The organism is Micromonospora sp. CPCC 205539 (assembly GCF_036906815.1).
Taxonomy (GTDB): domain Bacteria; phylum Actinomycetota; class Actinomycetes; order Mycobacteriales; family Micromonosporaceae; genus Micromonospora.
The window spans coordinates 82,178-97,171 of sequence record NZ_JBAKHW010000007.1 but is presented as its reverse complement, the minus strand read 5'-3'; the positions used below and the strand labels follow the sequence as shown (position 1 = coordinate 97,171).

The window sequence follows — 14,994 nt, the reverse complement described above, 5'->3', positions numbered from 1 at the left end:
AGGCCACTCGTGACCACCGTCGCACCCAAGCCGGTCGTGACCCGGCCCTGGCCGGTCCGGGAGCCGGTCAAGGGGTCGGCCCTCGCGCGGCTGCTGCGTACCACGGACGCGAAACAAATCGGGATCATGTACATGGTCACCGCTTTCGCGTTCTTCATGATCGGTGGCCTGATGGCCCTGATCATGCGGGCCGAGCTGGCCCGGCCCGGGTTGCAGTTCCTGTCGCCCGAGCAGTACAACCAGCTCTTCACCATGCACGGCACGATCATGCTGCTGTTCTTCGCGACGCCGATCGTCTTCGCGTTCGCGAACTACATCGTGCCGATCCAGATCGGCGCGCCGGACGTCTCGTTCCCGCGTCTGAACAGCTTCGCCTACTGGCTGTACCTGTTCGGCGGCACGATCGCGACCGCCGGCTTCCTCACGCCGGGTGGCGCCGCCGACTTCGGCTGGTTCGCCTACGCGCCGCTGAGCAGCGTCGAGCACTCGCCCGGCGTCGGCGGCAACATGTGGATCGTGGGCCTGGCCATCTCCGGCCTGGGCACGATCCTCGGCGCGGTCAACATGATCACCACGGTGCTCACCCTGCGGGCGCCCGGCATGACCATGTTCCGGATGCCGATCTTCACGTGGAACATCCTGGTCACCAGCCTGCTGGTCATCCTGGTCTTCCCGCTGCTGGCCGCCGCGCTCTTCGCGCTCGCCGCGGACCGCATCATCGGCGCCCATGTGTACGATCCGGCGACCGGTGGGCCAATGCTCTGGCAGCACCTGTTCTGGTTCTTCGGGCACCCCGAGGTCTACATCGTCGCGCTGCCGTTCTTCGGCATCATCAGCGAGGTCATCCCGGTCTTCTCCCGCAAGCCGATCTTCGGCTACAAGGGTCTGGTCGCCGCGACCATCGCGATCGCCGCGCTCTCCATGAGTGTCTGGGCGCACCACATGTTCGCCACCGGCCAGGTGCTGCTGCCGTTCTTCAGCTTCCTGAGCTACCTGATCGCCGTGCCCACCGGTATGAAGTTCTTCAACTGGATCGGCACCATGTGGCGGGGCCAGATCAGCTTCGAGACGCCCATGCTCTGGGCGATCGGCTTCCTGGTCACCTTCCTCTTCGGTGGTCTGACCGGTGTGCTGCTGGCCAGCCCGCCGATCGACTTCCACGTGTCCGACTCGTACTTCGTGGTGGCGCACTTCCACTACGTGCTCTTCGGCACCATCGTGTTCGCGGTCTTCGCCGGCATCTACTTCTGGTTCCCAAAGATGTTCGGCCGGATGCTCGACGAGCGCTTGGGCAAGGTGCACTTCTGGCTCACCATGATCGGTTTCCACACCACGTTCCTGGTGCAGCACTGGCTCGGCAACGAGGGCATGCCCCGCCGGTACGTCGACTACCTGCCCCGCGACGGCTTCACCACGTTGAACACGATCTCCACGATCGGCGCGTTCATCACCGGTATCTCCACGCTGCCGTTCATCTACAACTGCTGGAAGTCGTACAAGACCGGCCCGGTGGTCGAGGTGAACGACCCCTGGGGTCACGGCAACTCGCTGGAGTGGGCGACGAGCAGCCCGCCGCCGCTGCGTAACTTCGACCGGATGCCCCGGATCCGCTCCGAGCGGCCGGCGTTCGACATGAAGTTCCCGGAGCTGGCCGCAGGCCAGAGCCTGGCCGGCCCGCCGGAGGGCGGCTCCAAGCCGCTCACCAGCGAGTCGGACGGCGGGGCCAGCTACCGCGAGGACGTCGCCAGCGACCTCGACCGGAAGTAGGACTCAGCTCCACAGCTCAACGACGGGCGCCGCCCCCGGGTCACCGGGAGCGGCGCCCGCCCGGGCCTCCCCCCACCCTGCCCGGGCCGGCACTCTCGTGCCGGCCGCCACACTCCCACGTTCGCGCTCGATCCAGGAAGTAGTGGCCTCGGTGCGACCGGATGCCACTACTTCCTGGGTCGAGCGCACCTGCCTGCCCGGCGACGGGGGGAGCGGGGGGAGCGCGGGGTGGCCGAGACGCAGGGCGGGGGAGCGCGGGGTGGCGGGAACGCGGGTCAGTGGGTGGCGCTCGTGAGGTCGGCGTCGGTGGTCGCCGGGTCCGCCGCCGCTGCGGCGGTTCGGCGGCGGCGCAGCTCGATCGGCAGCACCACCAGGGTCACCAGCGCGCCGAGCGCTCCGGTCACCACGAAGCCCCAGAGCGGCGCGCTGGCGTCGATCACGGCGCCGGCGAGCGGCGCGCCGACCGCGATGCCGACGGTGACCGCGGAACCGTGCAGGCCCATGGCCTCGCCACGGACCTCGGCCGGGGCCAGCCGGCTGACCGCGTCGGCCGAGGCCGCGATGGTCGGTGCGCACAGCGCCCCGGCCGGGATCAGCGTCAGGCAGAGCAGCCACCAGTGTGCGCCGCCGAGCCCGACCGGGATGGTGCAGAGACCGAGGGCCGCGGTCAGCGCCAGCGGAGACAGTGAGCGGTGGACGGCACCGTAGGCGAAACCGCCGGCCAGCGAGGCGACCGCCCAGATGGCCAGCACCGCGCCGGTCCACCCGATCTCACCGCTGGCCCGCAGCACGGCGACCACCGCCACGTCGGTGCCACCGAGCACCAGGGTGGCCGCCGCGCTGACGGCCAGCACGGCGAGCAGTCGCGGGGTCAGCCATTCCCGGCGGGGCACCCGGCGCGGCGGGCCGGCGGGCTCGGTGGCGCTGCGGATCGGCGGGTCGAGCAGCCACAGGGCGACCCCGGCGGCGACGATGCCGGCGCCGACGAGGTACATGGTGGTCTGCGCGGAGATCGCGGTGACCAGAGCCACAGCCAGCGCCGGGCCGATCATGAAGGACAGCTCCACCGACATCGAGTCCAGCGCGTACGCCGGTCGGCGCCCGTCCTCCGGGACCAGCGCGGCGATCGACTGACGGACCACCGAGAAGATGGGCAGGGCGAGCGAGCCGGCCACGAAGGCGGCCGGCAGCAGCAGCGGGTACGGCAGCGAGGGCGCGGTGGACCAGAACACGGCCTCGACGATCCCGGTGAGCACCAGGACCGGGCGTAGGCCCCGCCGGTCGACCAGCCGGCCGAGCAGTGGGCCGCCGATCGCCGCGCCCACCGTGCTGGCCGCGCCGACCAGGCCGGCCGCCCCGTAGCCCCGATCGAGGTCGAGCACCACGTGGAAGGTCAGCGTCACCCCGGTCGCGGTGAGCGGGATGCGGGCGAGCACCGCGACCAGCAGCAATGACCGCAGGCCGGGTAGGGCGAGCGTTTGCCGGTAAGGCTTCATGTTCACGACGGTCCGTACCTCCGGCCACATCCTCGACCGGCGGCGGACCAATGACCACCTGATTACCGGATCATGCGGTCCTGATCACAGGGTCGCCGTGCAGGGTCACCCCGGCGCCGTCCATCGCCCGCAGCGCCACGTCGGTCGTCGCGGGGGCGACCGCTGCGGTCAGGTCGAGCAGCACGGTGGTGGCGAAGCCCTCCCGGGCGGCGTCCAGCGCGGTCGCCCGGACGCAGTGGTCGGTGGCGATGCCGACCACGTCGACCCGGTCGACGTCGTGCCGACGCAGCCAGTCGGCAAGGCACTCGCCGTCGGCGGCATGCCCCTCGAACCCGGAGTACGCCGCCGCGTGCTCGCCCTTGTGAAAGATCGCCTCGACCCGCCCGGTCTCCAGGTCGGGGTGGAACTCCGACCCGCTGGTGCCGACCACGCAGTGCCGGGGCCAGGACTCCACGAAATCCGGTGGATCACCAAAGTGCGCGCCCGGGTCGACGTGGTAATCCTTGGTGGCGACCACGTGCGCCCACCGCTCCGGCTCGGCGACGAGCAGCCGGGAGATGCCGGCGGCGACGTCGGCACCGCCCTGGACGGCCAGCGAGCCGCCCTCGCAGAAGTCGTTCTGCACGTCCACGATGATCAGCGCGTTGCGCACGGTCGCTCCATTCGTCAGCGCGGTGCCTACGGGGGTTCTATCCGGCGGGTACGACGGTCACCGGGATCGCCGGGTCCCCGGCGGAGAGCTTCAGACCCTCCCACGGGATGGAGATCAGGCCCTGCCGCAGGTGCTCCCGTGACTCCTCGATGGTGGGCAGGGCCACCGGCTCGCCGTCGACCACGTACGAGCGCTGGAGCATCCGGTCGTTGGGCTGCCGGTCCGGTACGCCCTGCGGGACGATGACCTCCTCGGTCGCGGTGCCGGTCGGCTTGTGCCGGCGGACCGCCACCTTCCGGCCGCCGATGGTCGCCTTGTGCTCGGAGCGCTTCACCACCGGCCGTCCCTCGACCTCGACGAGCTTGTAGACCAGCCCGGCGGTGGGTGCCCCGGAGCCGGTGACCACGGCTGTGCCCGCGCCGTACATGTCCACCGGCTCGGCGGCCAGGGCGGCGATGGAGTACTCGTCGAGGTCGCCGGAGACGATGATCTTGGTCTCGGTGGCGCCCAGCGAGTCCAGCAACTCTCTCGACTGCTGGGCGATCACCGCCAGGTCACCCGAGTCGATCCGGACCGCCCGCAACTCCGGACCGGCAACCGCGATCGCGTTGCGGATGCCCTGGCTGATGTCGTACGTGTCCACCAGCAGCGTGGTGTCCTTGCCCAGCGTGGCAACCTGCGACGCGAACGCCGCCCGCTCGTCGTCGTGCAGCAGGGTGAACGCGTGCGCCGCGGTACCGGCGGTCGGGATGCCGTAGCGCGCTCCGGCCGCGAGGTTGGAGGTGAACCGGAACCCGGCCAGGTACGCGGCCCGCGCCGCCGCCACCGCGGACTCCTCGTGCGCCCGGCGCGAGCCCATCTCGATCAACGCCCGGCCCCGCGCGGCGGTCACCATCCGGGCCGCCGCGGCCGCGATGGCGCTGTCGTGGTTGAGCACGGAGAGCGCGAGCGTCTCCAGGACCACGCACTCGGCGAAGCCGCCGGTGACGGTGAGGATCGGTGAACCGGGGAAGAAGAGCTCGCCCTCGGCGTACCCGTCGATGTCGCCGGTGAAGCGGTAGTCGGCGAGCCAGGCCGCGGCCGCCTCGTCGACGACCCCGGTCCGACGCAGGAAGTCGATCTCCGTCGGGTCGAAGCGGAAGTCGCGGATCAGCTCGATCAGGCGGCCCGTGCCGGCGACGACGCCGTATCGGCGGCCGGCCGGTAGTCGGCGGCTGAACACCTCGAAGACGCAGCGGCGGTCGGCGGTGCCGTCCTTCAGGGCCGCGCTGACCATGGTCAGCTCGTAGTGGTCGGTCAGCAGCGCGGGGCGGAGGGTGCTCACCGCCCCAGCCTAAGGTTCAGCTCGCCTCGCCGCCCTCGTGGCCCGGGATCGACCGCAGCGCCGCCCACAACTCGGCCCGGCCGGTCACACCGAGCTTGGTGTAGATCCGCTGGAGATGGTTCTCCACCGTACGGGCGGAGAGGTAGAGGCGCTCGGCGATGGCCTTGCTGGTCGCGCCGTGCGCCGCGAGCCGAGCAACCTGCCACTCGCGCTCGCTCAGCACCGGCGCCCCCGCGTACAGAGCCGGCGTGCGGATCTCATCGCAGCGGCCGAGCAGCCCGGCCAGGCGTTCCCGGGCCGCGCCCGCCGCCGTGGACTGTTGCTGGCGCAGCCGGTGCAGGGCCTGGGCGGTGGCCTCGGCGGCGTACACGGTCAGCTCCAGCGCGGCGTAGTCGTCGGCGATCGCGAGCAGGTCCGTGGCGGAGTCGGTCACCGCGGCGCGGGCGTGTCGGGCCAGCAGCGGTGGAAGCACCCCGTCGACCCGTTCGGACAGCTCGGCGAGGCGCTGCGCGACCGTACGCCGGCTGCCGTCGGAGCAGGTGGGCCCGACCGGCATGCCCGCCTGGTCCAGTCGGACGAGGTCGTGCAGGACGTGCACCTCGTGCCCGGCGAAGCCGTCCGCGCGGAGCCGGTCCACGAGGTGGGTGAGCTGCTTGATCGCGCCGGGAAGGTCGCCGGACGCGGCGAGTACGGCGCCTCGGGCCTGCTCCAGCCACGGGTAGAGCACCGCCATGCCCGGCGCGTGCGTGCGGTCGGCCTCGGCCATCGCCTCGGACGCCTGTGCCGCCTCTCCGCGCAGCGCCGCGCACTGGGCCCGCTCGGCCTGCGCCAGGCCGGCGTAGACCCGGCTGGTGGCGAGCACCGCGCAGGCGCCCAGCGAGGTCCGCATGGCCGCGTCGCTCTGCCCGCGGAGCCGCGCCGCGTACGCCTGGAGGATCGCCAGGTAGCCGGTGCCGAGCCGGAAGTCCCCGGCGCCGGCGAGGTCGGCGAACTCGTCGGCCACGATCGCGTCGATCCCGGTCAGGTCGCCGGTGAGCATGAGCCGGGTGCCCCGGGCCAGCTCCAGGGCCAGTTGCAGGTACGGCATGTCGGTGCGCCAGCTGGCGGCCGCGGAGTGCACCTGGGCGATCGCCGTGCCGCTCAGCGTCAACTGGCCCTGCACCGCCTGGAGGTACGCGATGGTGCAGCGGGCCAACTCGCGGGCGGCGACGGTGGCCGCCGGGCGGTCGAGCACCTGCTGGCTGAGCCGTACGGCGGTGGTCGTGTCCATCCCGTGCAGCCGCATGGTCGCCTCGAAGGCGTGCACGCGGGCCCGGTCGGCGGAGTCGCTGAGCTGCTCGACCCGGGCGGCGATCTCCTCCACCGTGGATTCCCGACTCAGGCCCCAGTAGCTGACCATGCCCCGCACGGTCAGCCACCGGCAGAGCCGCCGCTCGTCGCCGGACTCGGGCGTCACCGCGTCCAGCACGTCGATCGCCTCTTCGGGGCGGTCGGCGAACATCAGGATGGTGGCCAGCAGCTCGGCCGCGTCCGAGCCCACGTCGGCGTTCAGGGCCGCCCGGGCCAGCCGGGTCGCCAACGGTACGTCGTAGCGGGTGAACGCCTGCACGGCGGCGTCCAGCAGCAGGGCGCCGTCCTGCGCGGTGCCCGAGTCGAGGCGCCACACCGCCACCCGCAGCAGGTCGTCCCGGCGGCGTTTGCCGACCCGCTCCAACAACTCGGCGAGGTGGGCCTGGAGCCGTCGGGTGCGGCTGACCGGGCAGCGGCGGCGCAGCACCTCGCCGTAGAGCGGGTGGGCCAGCCGGACGTTGGTGCGGCGGTCGTGCTGGACGACGCTGATCAGCCCGCGTTCCTCGGCGGCCTCCACGTCGGCCTGCGCGGCCGCCTGGTAGAGCAGGTGCAGGCCGAGGGGCTCACCGAAGGCCACCAGCTCACCGACCGCGCGGACGCCGTCGGTGAGCTGCCCGACCCGGGTGTCGATCAGGTCGGTCAGGTTGGGAGCCAGCTCCAGCCGCCCGGTCCACTTCCAGATCCCGTAGGTGCGCTGCAACTCCTCGCTGCCGTTGGCCGCGTGCACCAGCTCCCGCAGCAGCAGCGGGTTGCCGGCGGACAGTCGGCCCAGGCGGTCGGCGGAGCTGGCGTCGACCGGGCCGCCCAGGATCGCCGCCAGCAGGCCGGCGGTCTCCGCCGGTGGCATCGGAGTCAGCTCGACGTGTTCGACGAGGTCGTCGGTCCAGAGTGCACGAATCGGCAGCGGGATCTGCTCGCCGTCGCGCAGGGTGCCGATGACCGTGGCGTTCTCGTCGCGGGCGACGAGGTGCACGAGCGCCGCCGAAGGCGGGTCGAGCAGGTGCGCGTCGTCGATGGCGAGCACGATCCGCCGGCCGGCGGCCTGCTGGTGCAGCACGCCCAGCGCCCAGCGCAGGATGCCGGCGGGCGAGAGGCCCTCGGGCTGTTCGGCGGGGAGGACCTGCACGAGCCCGCCGAACGGTAGCGCCGCGGTGGTGGCGCTGGCCGCGATGGACCAGATGGCGTGCCGGTCGGTGGGCAGCGCGGCCACGCCCTCGCGCAGTAGCCTGCTCTTGCCAATGCCCGCGCTGCCGCTGAAGAAGAGCCCCCGGCCGGCTTCGCCGGTCACCGCCGCCAGCAGGCGGTTCAGCTCATCCGTGCGGCCGACGAACTTCCACCGACTCATTCGGGCAGCATATCCACCGAGATCTGTCCGCGCGTGTAGCGTCACGCAGCGAAGTTGAGTAATCGCACAATTACCGGTGAGTATCCGCGGTGTTCCGCCAGGTTCCGGTACCGCCCGTACTCTTCCGGCATCTGGGTAACTTCACCGGATTTTCTCCTCGCGGCCGGTCGTGTCCGGTCGCCCGCCACGGGAGCTGCCTGATGAAGCAGGGTCCTCTCCCCGCCGTCGACTCGTCGGACGACATGGCTGGCTCAGCCGACCTGCCACGCTGCGGTCCGCTGCCCACCGAGGTCGGAGTGAGCGGCCCCGGGTCGGAGGAGCCGCTCGGTGTGGTCGCCGTCGGCCCGGCCGGTGCCGAGCGGCGCTCGGTGCTCGCCGTCCTGCTCGGGCTCGACCCGGTCATGCTCACCGTGCCGGCGGGCAGTTGGCTGCTGGTGCGGCACGCCAAGGTGCCCACCCGGTCGGCGTTCGTGCCGGGCTACCGCCAGCCGCACTCGTACGGTGCGGACCGGGACGCCGCCGGTCCGGCGCTGGCCCGCCCACCCCGACGGGTCGAGTTGAGCGTCCCCGAGCCGCTGCTGCGGCACTTCACCCTGATCGACACGCCGGACACCGGCGCGCTCGGCGTGGCGGGGAGCCGGGTGCTGCTCGACGCGGTCGGCCGGGCCGGCGCGCTGCTCTTCGTGATCGCCGCCGACCAGGCGTTCACCGCCGCGGAGCTCAACCTGCTCGCCGAGGTCGCCCCGACCCCGGTGCAGGTCGTCTTCGCGGTCACGCCCGGCGCGGCGGGTTGGGCCCCGCTGGCCGACAGCGCGGCGACGACGGAGGACGCGGGGGCGTCCGTCCCGCCGGCTGGCGGTGGCTCCGGGGAGGTGGACCCGGTGGCGGTGACCGTGGCGGCGCACCGGGCGGCGCTGTTGGCCGCGGTTCCGGCGCTGGCTGGCGCGCGGTGGTTCCCCGTCGACGATGCCGACTCGGCCGCCGACCTGCGTCGGGCGTTGGTCAACTGGGCGGCGGGCGAGGCGTTGGAGCGGGGGAGCGCGGCCCCGCCGGTGCCGCCGGGCCAGACCGGTCGGGTGAGCGTCGTCGCCGATCCGGGCGACTGGTCCGAGCAGCTCGACCGGCAGACCCGCTCGTGCGCACAGCGGATCCGTCAGCACCTGGCGTTGGAGTTGGCGAACGTCCACCTGCGGGCGGTCCAGGAGATCGTCTTCGGGGTCGGCAGCGCCGGCCTGCCCGAGTTGCTGGACCGGGAGATGGCCGCGCTGTCGCTGCTGGCCACCGCGCAGTGCGACCACGCGGTCCGAGGCATCGTGTCCGACGCCGCGACCCGGGTGCTCGGCGCGCCACCGGTCGAGGGCGTACGCCGCCGGATCGCCATCGCCATGCAGTACGGCCTGACCGATCACCGGGTCGGCCGTGACCTGGACCGGGTACTGCTGATCACCAGCACGGCCGGGGTGGCGGGGCTGACCGGAGCGGAGGCGATCGACGCGCTGGCCGGCTATCCGACGGCAGCCCGCGACGAGGTGCTCCCACCGGTCGCGGTGGCGCTCTCCGGCGGGTGCTGGCAGCAATGGCGTACCCCGGGCAACGGCGACCACAACGCGGCCCGTGCCTGGTCCCAGCGGGCGCTGCGGGAGGTCGAGCTGGAGCTGTCGCGGGAGATCTCCCGACGGTTCGAGGTGATCCGCCTCTCGCTGGGCGTGGTGCTCAACGATGCAGTCGACCACGGCATCCTGCTCGCCTGACGGCGCCGCTGCCACCCGGTCCGGGTCCGTGTCGCACCGCGCGTCCGACGGCGGTCGCCGCCGGTCGGGGGCGGCCGAGGCTGGCGATCCTCGGCGGGCCGGCGTTCCGGTTCCTCGGTTCCGGGAAAGCGGTGGCACGATGGGGGGCATGGCGGCTCCGCAGGTTGCACCGGTCGAGACGCCGGCCACCGATGAGGTGCCGGCGTCGGACCGGCAGTGGGTGACCATCGTCTGGGACGACCCGGTCAACCTGATGACATACGTGACCTGGGTTTTCCAGAAGCTCTTCGGCTACAGCCGGGAGAGGGCCGAGCAGCTCATGATGGACGTGCACCACAAGGGTCGCGCGGTGGTCTCCACCGGTGCCCGGGAACGAATGGAGCACGACGCGTCGCAGCTGCACGCGTACGGGCTGTGGGCGACGGTGGACCGCTCGTGAGCATGTTCCGTCGCCAGGCCGGTCGGTACGTCGCCACGTTCGCCGTCGACGAGGCGCGGGTGCTGCGTAAGGTCGCCTCCGAGGTGGTCGGCCTGCTCACCGACGGCTTCGACCACACCGATCCGGTGGTCGGCCGGCTCTTTCCGGCGGTCTACCCGGAGGACGCGGCGGGCTCCGCCGAATTCCGTCGCTACACCGAGGGCGACCTGAAGACCGCGAAGATCGACCAGGCGGGAGCGATCCTGGCCGCGCTGCCCGAGGCTTCCGGTGGCGAGGTGCGGCTGGACGCCGAGGCGGCCGAGGCATGGCTGCGGGCGTTGAACGACGCCCGGCTCGCGATGGGCGTCCGGCTGGAGATCAAGGACGGCACGGACCTCGGCGAGGAGTTGGACGACGCGGTCGCCGAGGACCCGGCCTCCAGCAGGGTCTTCCAGCTCTCGGTCTACGCGTACCTCGGCTATCTTCAGGAGTCGCTGCTCAACGCCCTGATCGACTAGCGGTGACCGGCACCACTTCTGAGGCGTACCCGGCAGGCGTTAGGCTGGTGGACGTGCTGAGCATCGACCGGTCGATCATCGACGCGATCGTCGCCCACGCGCGCCGGGACCACCCAGACGAGGCGTGCGGCGTGGTCGCCGGTCCCGTCGGCAGCGACACCCCCACCCGGCACATCCCGATGGACAATGCCGCGCGTTCGATGACCTTCTACGAGTTCGACTCGATGGAGCATCTGCGGGTCTGGCGGGAGATGGACGACCGGGACGAGGAGCCCGTGATCATCTATCACTCGCACACCGCGACCGAGGCGTACCCGTCGCGCACCGACGTCTCCTTCGCTGGCGAGCCGGGCGCGCACTACCTGCTCGTCTCCACCCGTGAGCCCGACTCCGAGGAGATCCGCTCGTTTCGGATCGTCGACGGTGTGGTGACCGAGGAGCCGGTCCGGATCGTGGCGGCCGGGGTGGACCCGCACGCCGTCCAGTCCTACATGTTCGGGCAGAGCCCGGCGACGGTCGACTACGAGTGTTCCGACCGCTGATCCGTCAGCGTCCGCAGCGTTTCGTCCCGTCACCGTTGGCACACCCGAACGAGGAGCACCACATCATGGCTATCGAGGTTCGCATCCCCACCATCCTGCGCAGCTACACCGGCGGCGCCAAGGTCGTCGAGGGCTCGGGCGACACCATCGCCGACCTGCTCGCCGACCTCGACTCCCGGCACGCCGGGCTGCGCGGCCGGCTGGTCACCGAGGCCGGCGCACTGCACCGCTTCGTCAACGTCTACGTCAACGACGAGGACGTCCGTTTCCTCGGCGCACTGGACGCCAAGGTCACCGACGGCGACAGCGTGACGATCCTGCCGGCGGTCGCCGGCGGCGCGTTCGGCTTCGCCGCGGCAGCGGCGATCAGCCAGCACGGCGCGGCGGCAGCGGCGATCAGCCAGCACGGCGTCGCCGCGGCGGCGATCGGCCAGCGCGCCGTCGCTGGTCGCTGAGGGCGGCCGCCATGGCGCGGTACGACAGCCTGCTCGATGCCTGTGGTGGCACGCCGCTGGTCGGCCTGCCCCGGCTGTCCCCGACGGTGCCCGACGGTGCTCCGCCGGTGCGGCTCTGGGCAAAGCTGGAGGACCGGAACCCGACCGGCAGCATCAAGGACCGGGCGGCGCTGTTCATGGTCCGCGCCGCGGAAGAGGCTGGCCGGCTCCGGGCGGGTGACACCATCCTGGAGCCGACCAGCGGCAACACCGGCATCGCACTGGCCATGGTGGCCAAGCTCCGGGGGTACCGGCTGGTCTGCGTGATGCCCGAGAACGTCTCCACCGAGCGGGTCCAACTGCTCCGGATGTACGGCGCCGAGATCATCTTTTCGCCGGCGGCGGGCGGCTCCAACCAGGCCGTCGCCACCGCCAAGCAGATCGCCAGCGAGCACCCGGACTGGGTGATGCTCTACCAGTACGGCAACGAGGCCAACGCCCGGGCGCACTACGAGACGACCGGGCCGGAGCTGCTGCACGACCTGCCCACCATCACGCACTTCGTGGCCGGGCTGGGCACCACCGGCACCCTGATGGGCACCGGGCGTTACCTGCGGGAGAAGGTCGAGGGCATCCAGGTCGTGGCCGCCGAGCCGCGTTACGGCGAGGTGGTCTACGGCCTGCGCAACATCGACGAGGGGTACGTGCCGGAGCTCTACGACGCCTCGGTGCTCTCCCGGCGCTTCTCGGTCGGCACCCGGGACGCGGTGCTGCGTACCCGGCAGCTCGTCGAGGTGGAGGGCATCTTCGCGGGCTTCTCCACGGGCGCCATCCTGCACGCCGCGCTGGCGGTGGCGCACGAGGCGGTGCGCGACGGCCGCCGCGCCGACGTCGCCTTCGTGGTCGCCGACGGCGGCTGGAAATACCTGTCCACCGGCGCGTACGGCGGCACGCTGGCCGACGCCGAGGACGCCCTGGAGGGCCAGCTCTGGGCCTGACCGGCCTGCTCTGCTCGGGTACGGGCCGTCGACGCGCGTCGACGGCCCGTACGCGGTCCGGGGCCCAGTGAGCGGGTGTCACGTTCGTGACAACTTCCAGCGGATGATTCTTGCTGCCGGCTACCCCAGCGTAGGCTGCGCAGCGTGGCGTACGCGTCGGTAGAGATCATGGCCGGGACGACCGCCGGCACGGGTGCTACTGATAGTGACAGCGAGACCACTCGATGCGACTGACCGTTCTGGGAAGCGCCGGCAGTTTTCCTGGCCCCGAGTCGCCCTGCTCGGCCTATCTGGTCGAGGCCGACGGCTTCCGGCTCCTGGTCGACTTCGGTTCGGGGTCGCTGTCCAGCCTCCAGCGGTACGCGGGGCTGCACGCCCCCGACGCGATCCTGCTGACCCACCTGCACTGCGACCACATGTTCGACGCCGTGTTGTACGTGGTGGTCCGTCGGTACGCCCCGGACGGCCCCTACCCGGCTTTGCCCGTCTACGCGCCCGCCGGCGCGCCGGACCGGCTCAGCGCCGCGTACGGCGACGACAGCTCGGTGGAGGACGTCTACCAGTTCTACGCCCTCGAGCCGGGCACCTTCCCGATCGGCCCGTTCACGGTCACCGTCGACCGGGTCAACCACCCCGTGGAGACGTACGGCGTGCGGCTGGAACACGACGGCCGGTCGCTGTGCTACTCGTCGGACACCGCGCCCTGCGAGGCGCTGCTGCGGCTGGCCCAGAACGCCGACGTCTTCCTCTGCGAGGCCAGCTACCTCGACGGCGTGGACAATCCGCCGGATCTGCACCTGACCGGCCGGGAGGCGGGCGAGGCGGCGACCAAGGCTGAGGTGGGCCGACTGCTGCTCACCCACCTCGTGTCCGCCTGGGGCAGCGAGGCGCACACGCTCGAGTCGGCCGCCACCGCGTACACCGGGCCGCTCGAGGTGGTCCGGCCCGGCGCCAGCTACGACGTCTGACCCACGACGCCACGGTCGGCCGGGGCACCCCGGGGCAGGTGGATCACCGCACCGCATAGGGTGCAGGCATGGCGCGACCTGACGGGCGAGGGCCCAATCAACTCCGACCGGTGACCCTGACCCGAGGCTGGAGCACCCATCCCGAAGGCTCGGTGCTCGTCGAGTTCGGCGGCACCCGGGTGCTCTGCACGGCCAGCGTCACCGAGGGTGTGCCCCGCTGGCGCAAGGGCTCCGGGCTGGGCTGGGTGACCGCCGAGTACGCGATGCTGCCCCGGGCCACCAACACCCGCTCCGACCGGGAGAGCGTCAAGGGTCGGGTCGGCGGCCGGACCCACGAGATCTCCCGGCTGATCGGCCGTAGCCTGCGCGCCTCGATCGACCTCAAGGCGCTCGGCGAGAACTCGGTGGTGCTCGACTGCGACGTGCTCCAGGCCGACGGCGGCACCCGCACCGCCGCGATCACCGGCGCGTACGTGGCGCTGCACGACGCGGTCGACTGGTTGGCCGCCCGTAAGGCGCTCGCCGGTAAGCCGGACAAGGTGATGCACCGCTCGGTGGCCGCGGTCAGCGTGGGCATCATCGCCGGTGAGGCGCGACTCGACCTCTGCTACGAGGAGGACGTGGCGGCCGAGGTGGACATGAACGTGGTCTGCACCGGCGCGGGCGACTTCGTCGAGGTGCAGGGCACCGGCGAGGCGGGCGTGTTCGCCCGCGACCAGCTCGACAGCCTGCTCGACCTGGCCGTGGCCGGGTGCGCCGAGTTGGCCGAAGCCCAGCGGAAGGTTCTGTCATGAACAAGGTCCTGCTCGCCACCCGCAACCGCAAGAAGCTCGTGGAGCTGCAGCGGATCCTGGACGGCGCTCTCGGCGCGCACCGGATCGCCCTGCTCGGGCTGGACGACGTCGAGGCGTACGCGGAGCTGCCGGAGACGGGCCTGACCTTCGGCGAGAACGCGCTGATCAAGGCGCGGGAGGGTTGCCGGCGTACCGGACTGCCGACCATCGCCGACGACTCCGGTCTCGCCGTGGACGCGCTCAGCGGGATGCCGGGCGTGTTCAGCGCCCGCTGGTCCGGCCAGCACGGCGACGACCACGCCAACCTCCAGCTCGTGCTCAACCAGATCGCCGACGTGCCCGACGAGCAGCGGGCCGCATCCTTCGTCTGCACGGTGGCGCTGGTGCTGCCCAACGGCAAGGAGCACCTGGTCGACGGCCGGCAGTCCGGGCGGGTGCTGCGCTCCCCGCGCGGCGACGGTGGGTTCGGCTACGACCCGATCTTCCTGGGCGACGGGCAGGACCGGACCAACGCCGAGCTGACCCCGGCCGAGAAGGACGCCATCAGCCACCGCGGTAAGGCGCTGCGCGAGCTGGCCAAGCTGGTCGCCAAGGTGCTGCCGCCCGCCGCCTGACCCGCGGCGGACGACAGCGACTC

The 14,994-nt window shown here is 72.0% G+C and carries 14 protein-coding genes; 10 read left to right on the top strand and 4 right to left on the bottom strand.

Annotated elements, in window-relative coordinates; translation table 11 throughout:
- Positions 1-9: 9 nt before the first annotated feature.
- Entirely contained in the window at positions 10-1,767 is a 1,758-nt protein-coding gene (gene ctaD / locus V6V47_RS08630; RefSeq protein ID WP_334627550.1) for an aa3-type cytochrome oxidase subunit I, read from the top strand.
- A gap of 275 nt (positions 1,768-2,042) precedes the next feature.
- Here ctaD and V6V47_RS08625 read toward each other — a convergent pair whose 3' ends face one another.
- Genes V6V47_RS08625 through V6V47_RS08610 form a run of 4 tightly spaced genes read right to left on the bottom strand, consistent with a single transcriptional unit; the run spans position 2,043 to position 7,934 of the window.
- Positions 2,043-3,293 (bottom strand): MFS transporter, encoded by a 1,251-nt coding sequence (locus V6V47_RS08625; RefSeq protein WP_334627549.1) that lies wholly within the window; start codon positions 3,291-3,293, stop codon positions 2,043-2,045.
- Positions 3,294-3,333: 40 nt separating this feature from the next.
- On the bottom strand, positions 3,334-3,915 hold the full coding sequence (locus tag V6V47_RS08620; RefSeq protein WP_334627548.1) for an isochorismatase family protein: 582 nt from the start codon (positions 3,913-3,915) through the stop codon (positions 3,334-3,336).
- 37 nt (positions 3,916-3,952) lie between these two features.
- Positions 3,953-5,239 carry a nicotinate phosphoribosyltransferase gene (locus V6V47_RS08615; RefSeq protein ID WP_334627547.1) on the bottom strand — a complete coding sequence of 429 codons (1,287 nt, stop codon included), beginning with the start codon at positions 5,237-5,239 and terminating at the stop codon, positions 3,953-3,955.
- A 16-nt stretch (positions 5,240-5,255) separates the two neighbouring features.
- Positions 5,256-7,934: a LuxR C-terminal-related transcriptional regulator gene (locus V6V47_RS08610; protein WP_334627546.1), complete on the bottom strand. Its 2,679-nt coding sequence runs from the start codon at positions 7,932-7,934 to the stop codon at positions 5,256-5,258.
- Positions 7,935-8,134: 200 nt separating this feature from the next.
- On the opposite strand from V6V47_RS08610, the gene V6V47_RS08605 reads away from it, so the two are divergent.
- The 9 genes from V6V47_RS08605 to rdgB all read left to right on the top strand — a co-directional run bounded on the left by V6V47_RS08605 (position 8,135) and on the right by rdgB (position 14,971).
- Positions 8,135-9,685, top strand: coding sequence for a hypothetical protein (locus V6V47_RS08605; protein WP_334627545.1), 1,551 nt, complete (start codon positions 8,135-8,137; stop codon positions 9,683-9,685).
- Positions 9,686-9,833: 148 nt separating this feature from the next.
- Positions 9,834-10,124: an ATP-dependent Clp protease adapter ClpS gene (gene clpS, locus V6V47_RS08600; RefSeq protein ID WP_334627544.1), complete on the top strand. Its 291-nt coding sequence runs from the start codon at positions 9,834-9,836 to the stop codon at positions 10,122-10,124.
- A 2-nt stretch (positions 10,125-10,126) separates the two neighbouring features.
- Positions 10,127-10,621 carry a DUF2017 domain-containing protein gene (locus V6V47_RS08595; RefSeq protein ID WP_334627712.1) on the top strand — a complete coding sequence of 165 codons (495 nt, stop codon included), beginning with the start codon at positions 10,127-10,129 and terminating at the stop codon, positions 10,619-10,621.
- Between the two features lie 53 nt (positions 10,622-10,674).
- Positions 10,675-11,163: a M67 family metallopeptidase gene (locus V6V47_RS08590; RefSeq protein ID WP_334627543.1), complete on the top strand. Its 489-nt coding sequence runs from the start codon at positions 10,675-10,677 to the stop codon at positions 11,161-11,163.
- Between the two features lie 65 nt (positions 11,164-11,228).
- Positions 11,229-11,618, top strand: coding sequence for a MoaD/ThiS family protein (locus V6V47_RS08585; RefSeq protein ID WP_334627542.1), 390 nt, complete (start codon positions 11,229-11,231; stop codon positions 11,616-11,618).
- 11 nt (positions 11,619-11,629) lie between these two features.
- The gene (locus V6V47_RS08580) at positions 11,630-12,595 is read left to right on the top strand and encodes a PLP-dependent cysteine synthase family protein (protein ID WP_334627541.1); all 966 of its coding nucleotides are present in this window, start codon (positions 11,630-11,632) and stop codon (positions 12,593-12,595) included.
- Positions 12,596-12,819: 224 nt separating this feature from the next.
- Positions 12,820-13,563, top strand: a complete 744-nt coding sequence (locus tag V6V47_RS08575) for an MBL fold metallo-hydrolase (RefSeq protein ID WP_334627540.1) — start codon at positions 12,820-12,822, stop codon at positions 13,561-13,563.
- A gap of 68 nt (positions 13,564-13,631) precedes the next feature.
- The gene (gene rph, locus V6V47_RS08570; RefSeq protein ID WP_334627539.1) at positions 13,632-14,357 is read left to right on the top strand and encodes a ribonuclease PH; all 726 of its coding nucleotides are present in this window, start codon (positions 13,632-13,634) and stop codon (positions 14,355-14,357) included.
- Positions 14,354-14,971 carry an RdgB/HAM1 family non-canonical purine NTP pyrophosphatase gene (gene rdgB / locus V6V47_RS08565; RefSeq protein ID WP_334627538.1) on the top strand — a complete coding sequence of 206 codons (618 nt, stop codon included), beginning with the start codon at positions 14,354-14,356 and terminating at the stop codon, positions 14,969-14,971. Before rph ends, rdgB begins: the two co-directional genes overlap by 4 nt.
- Positions 14,972-14,994 lie beyond the last annotated feature (23 nt).

What these genes read in the sequence shown, in the direction of transcription:
- V6V47_RS08625 (WP_334627549.1), bottom strand. Translation starts at nt 3,293, where the DNA reads ATGTGGCCGGAGGTACGGACCGTCGTGAACATGAAGCCTTACCGGCAA.
- V6V47_RS08610 (WP_334627546.1), bottom strand. Translation starts at nt 7,934, where the DNA reads ATGAGTCGGTGGAAGTTCGTCGGCCGCACGGATGAGCTGAACCGCCTG.
- V6V47_RS08605 (WP_334627545.1), top strand. Translation starts at nt 8,135, where the DNA reads ATGAAGCAGGGTCCTCTCCCCGCCGTCGACTCGTCGGACGACATGGCT.
- clpS (WP_334627544.1), top strand. Translation starts at nt 9,834, where the DNA reads ATGGCGGCTCCGCAGGTTGCACCGGTCGAGACGCCGGCCACCGATGAG.
- V6V47_RS08595 (WP_334627712.1), top strand. Translation starts at nt 10,127, where the DNA reads ATGTTCCGTCGCCAGGCCGGTCGGTACGTCGCCACGTTCGCCGTCGAC.
- V6V47_RS08585 (WP_334627542.1), top strand. Translation starts at nt 11,229, where the DNA reads ATGGCTATCGAGGTTCGCATCCCCACCATCCTGCGCAGCTACACCGGC.
- V6V47_RS08580 (WP_334627541.1), top strand. Translation starts at nt 11,630, where the DNA reads ATGGCGCGGTACGACAGCCTGCTCGATGCCTGTGGTGGCACGCCGCTG.
- V6V47_RS08575 (WP_334627540.1), top strand. Translation starts at nt 12,820, where the DNA reads ATGCGACTGACCGTTCTGGGAAGCGCCGGCAGTTTTCCTGGCCCCGAG.
- rph (WP_334627539.1), top strand. Translation starts at nt 13,632, where the DNA reads ATGGCGCGACCTGACGGGCGAGGGCCCAATCAACTCCGACCGGTGACC.
- rdgB (WP_334627538.1), top strand. Translation starts at nt 14,354, where the DNA reads ATGAACAAGGTCCTGCTCGCCACCCGCAACCGCAAGAAGCTCGTGGAG.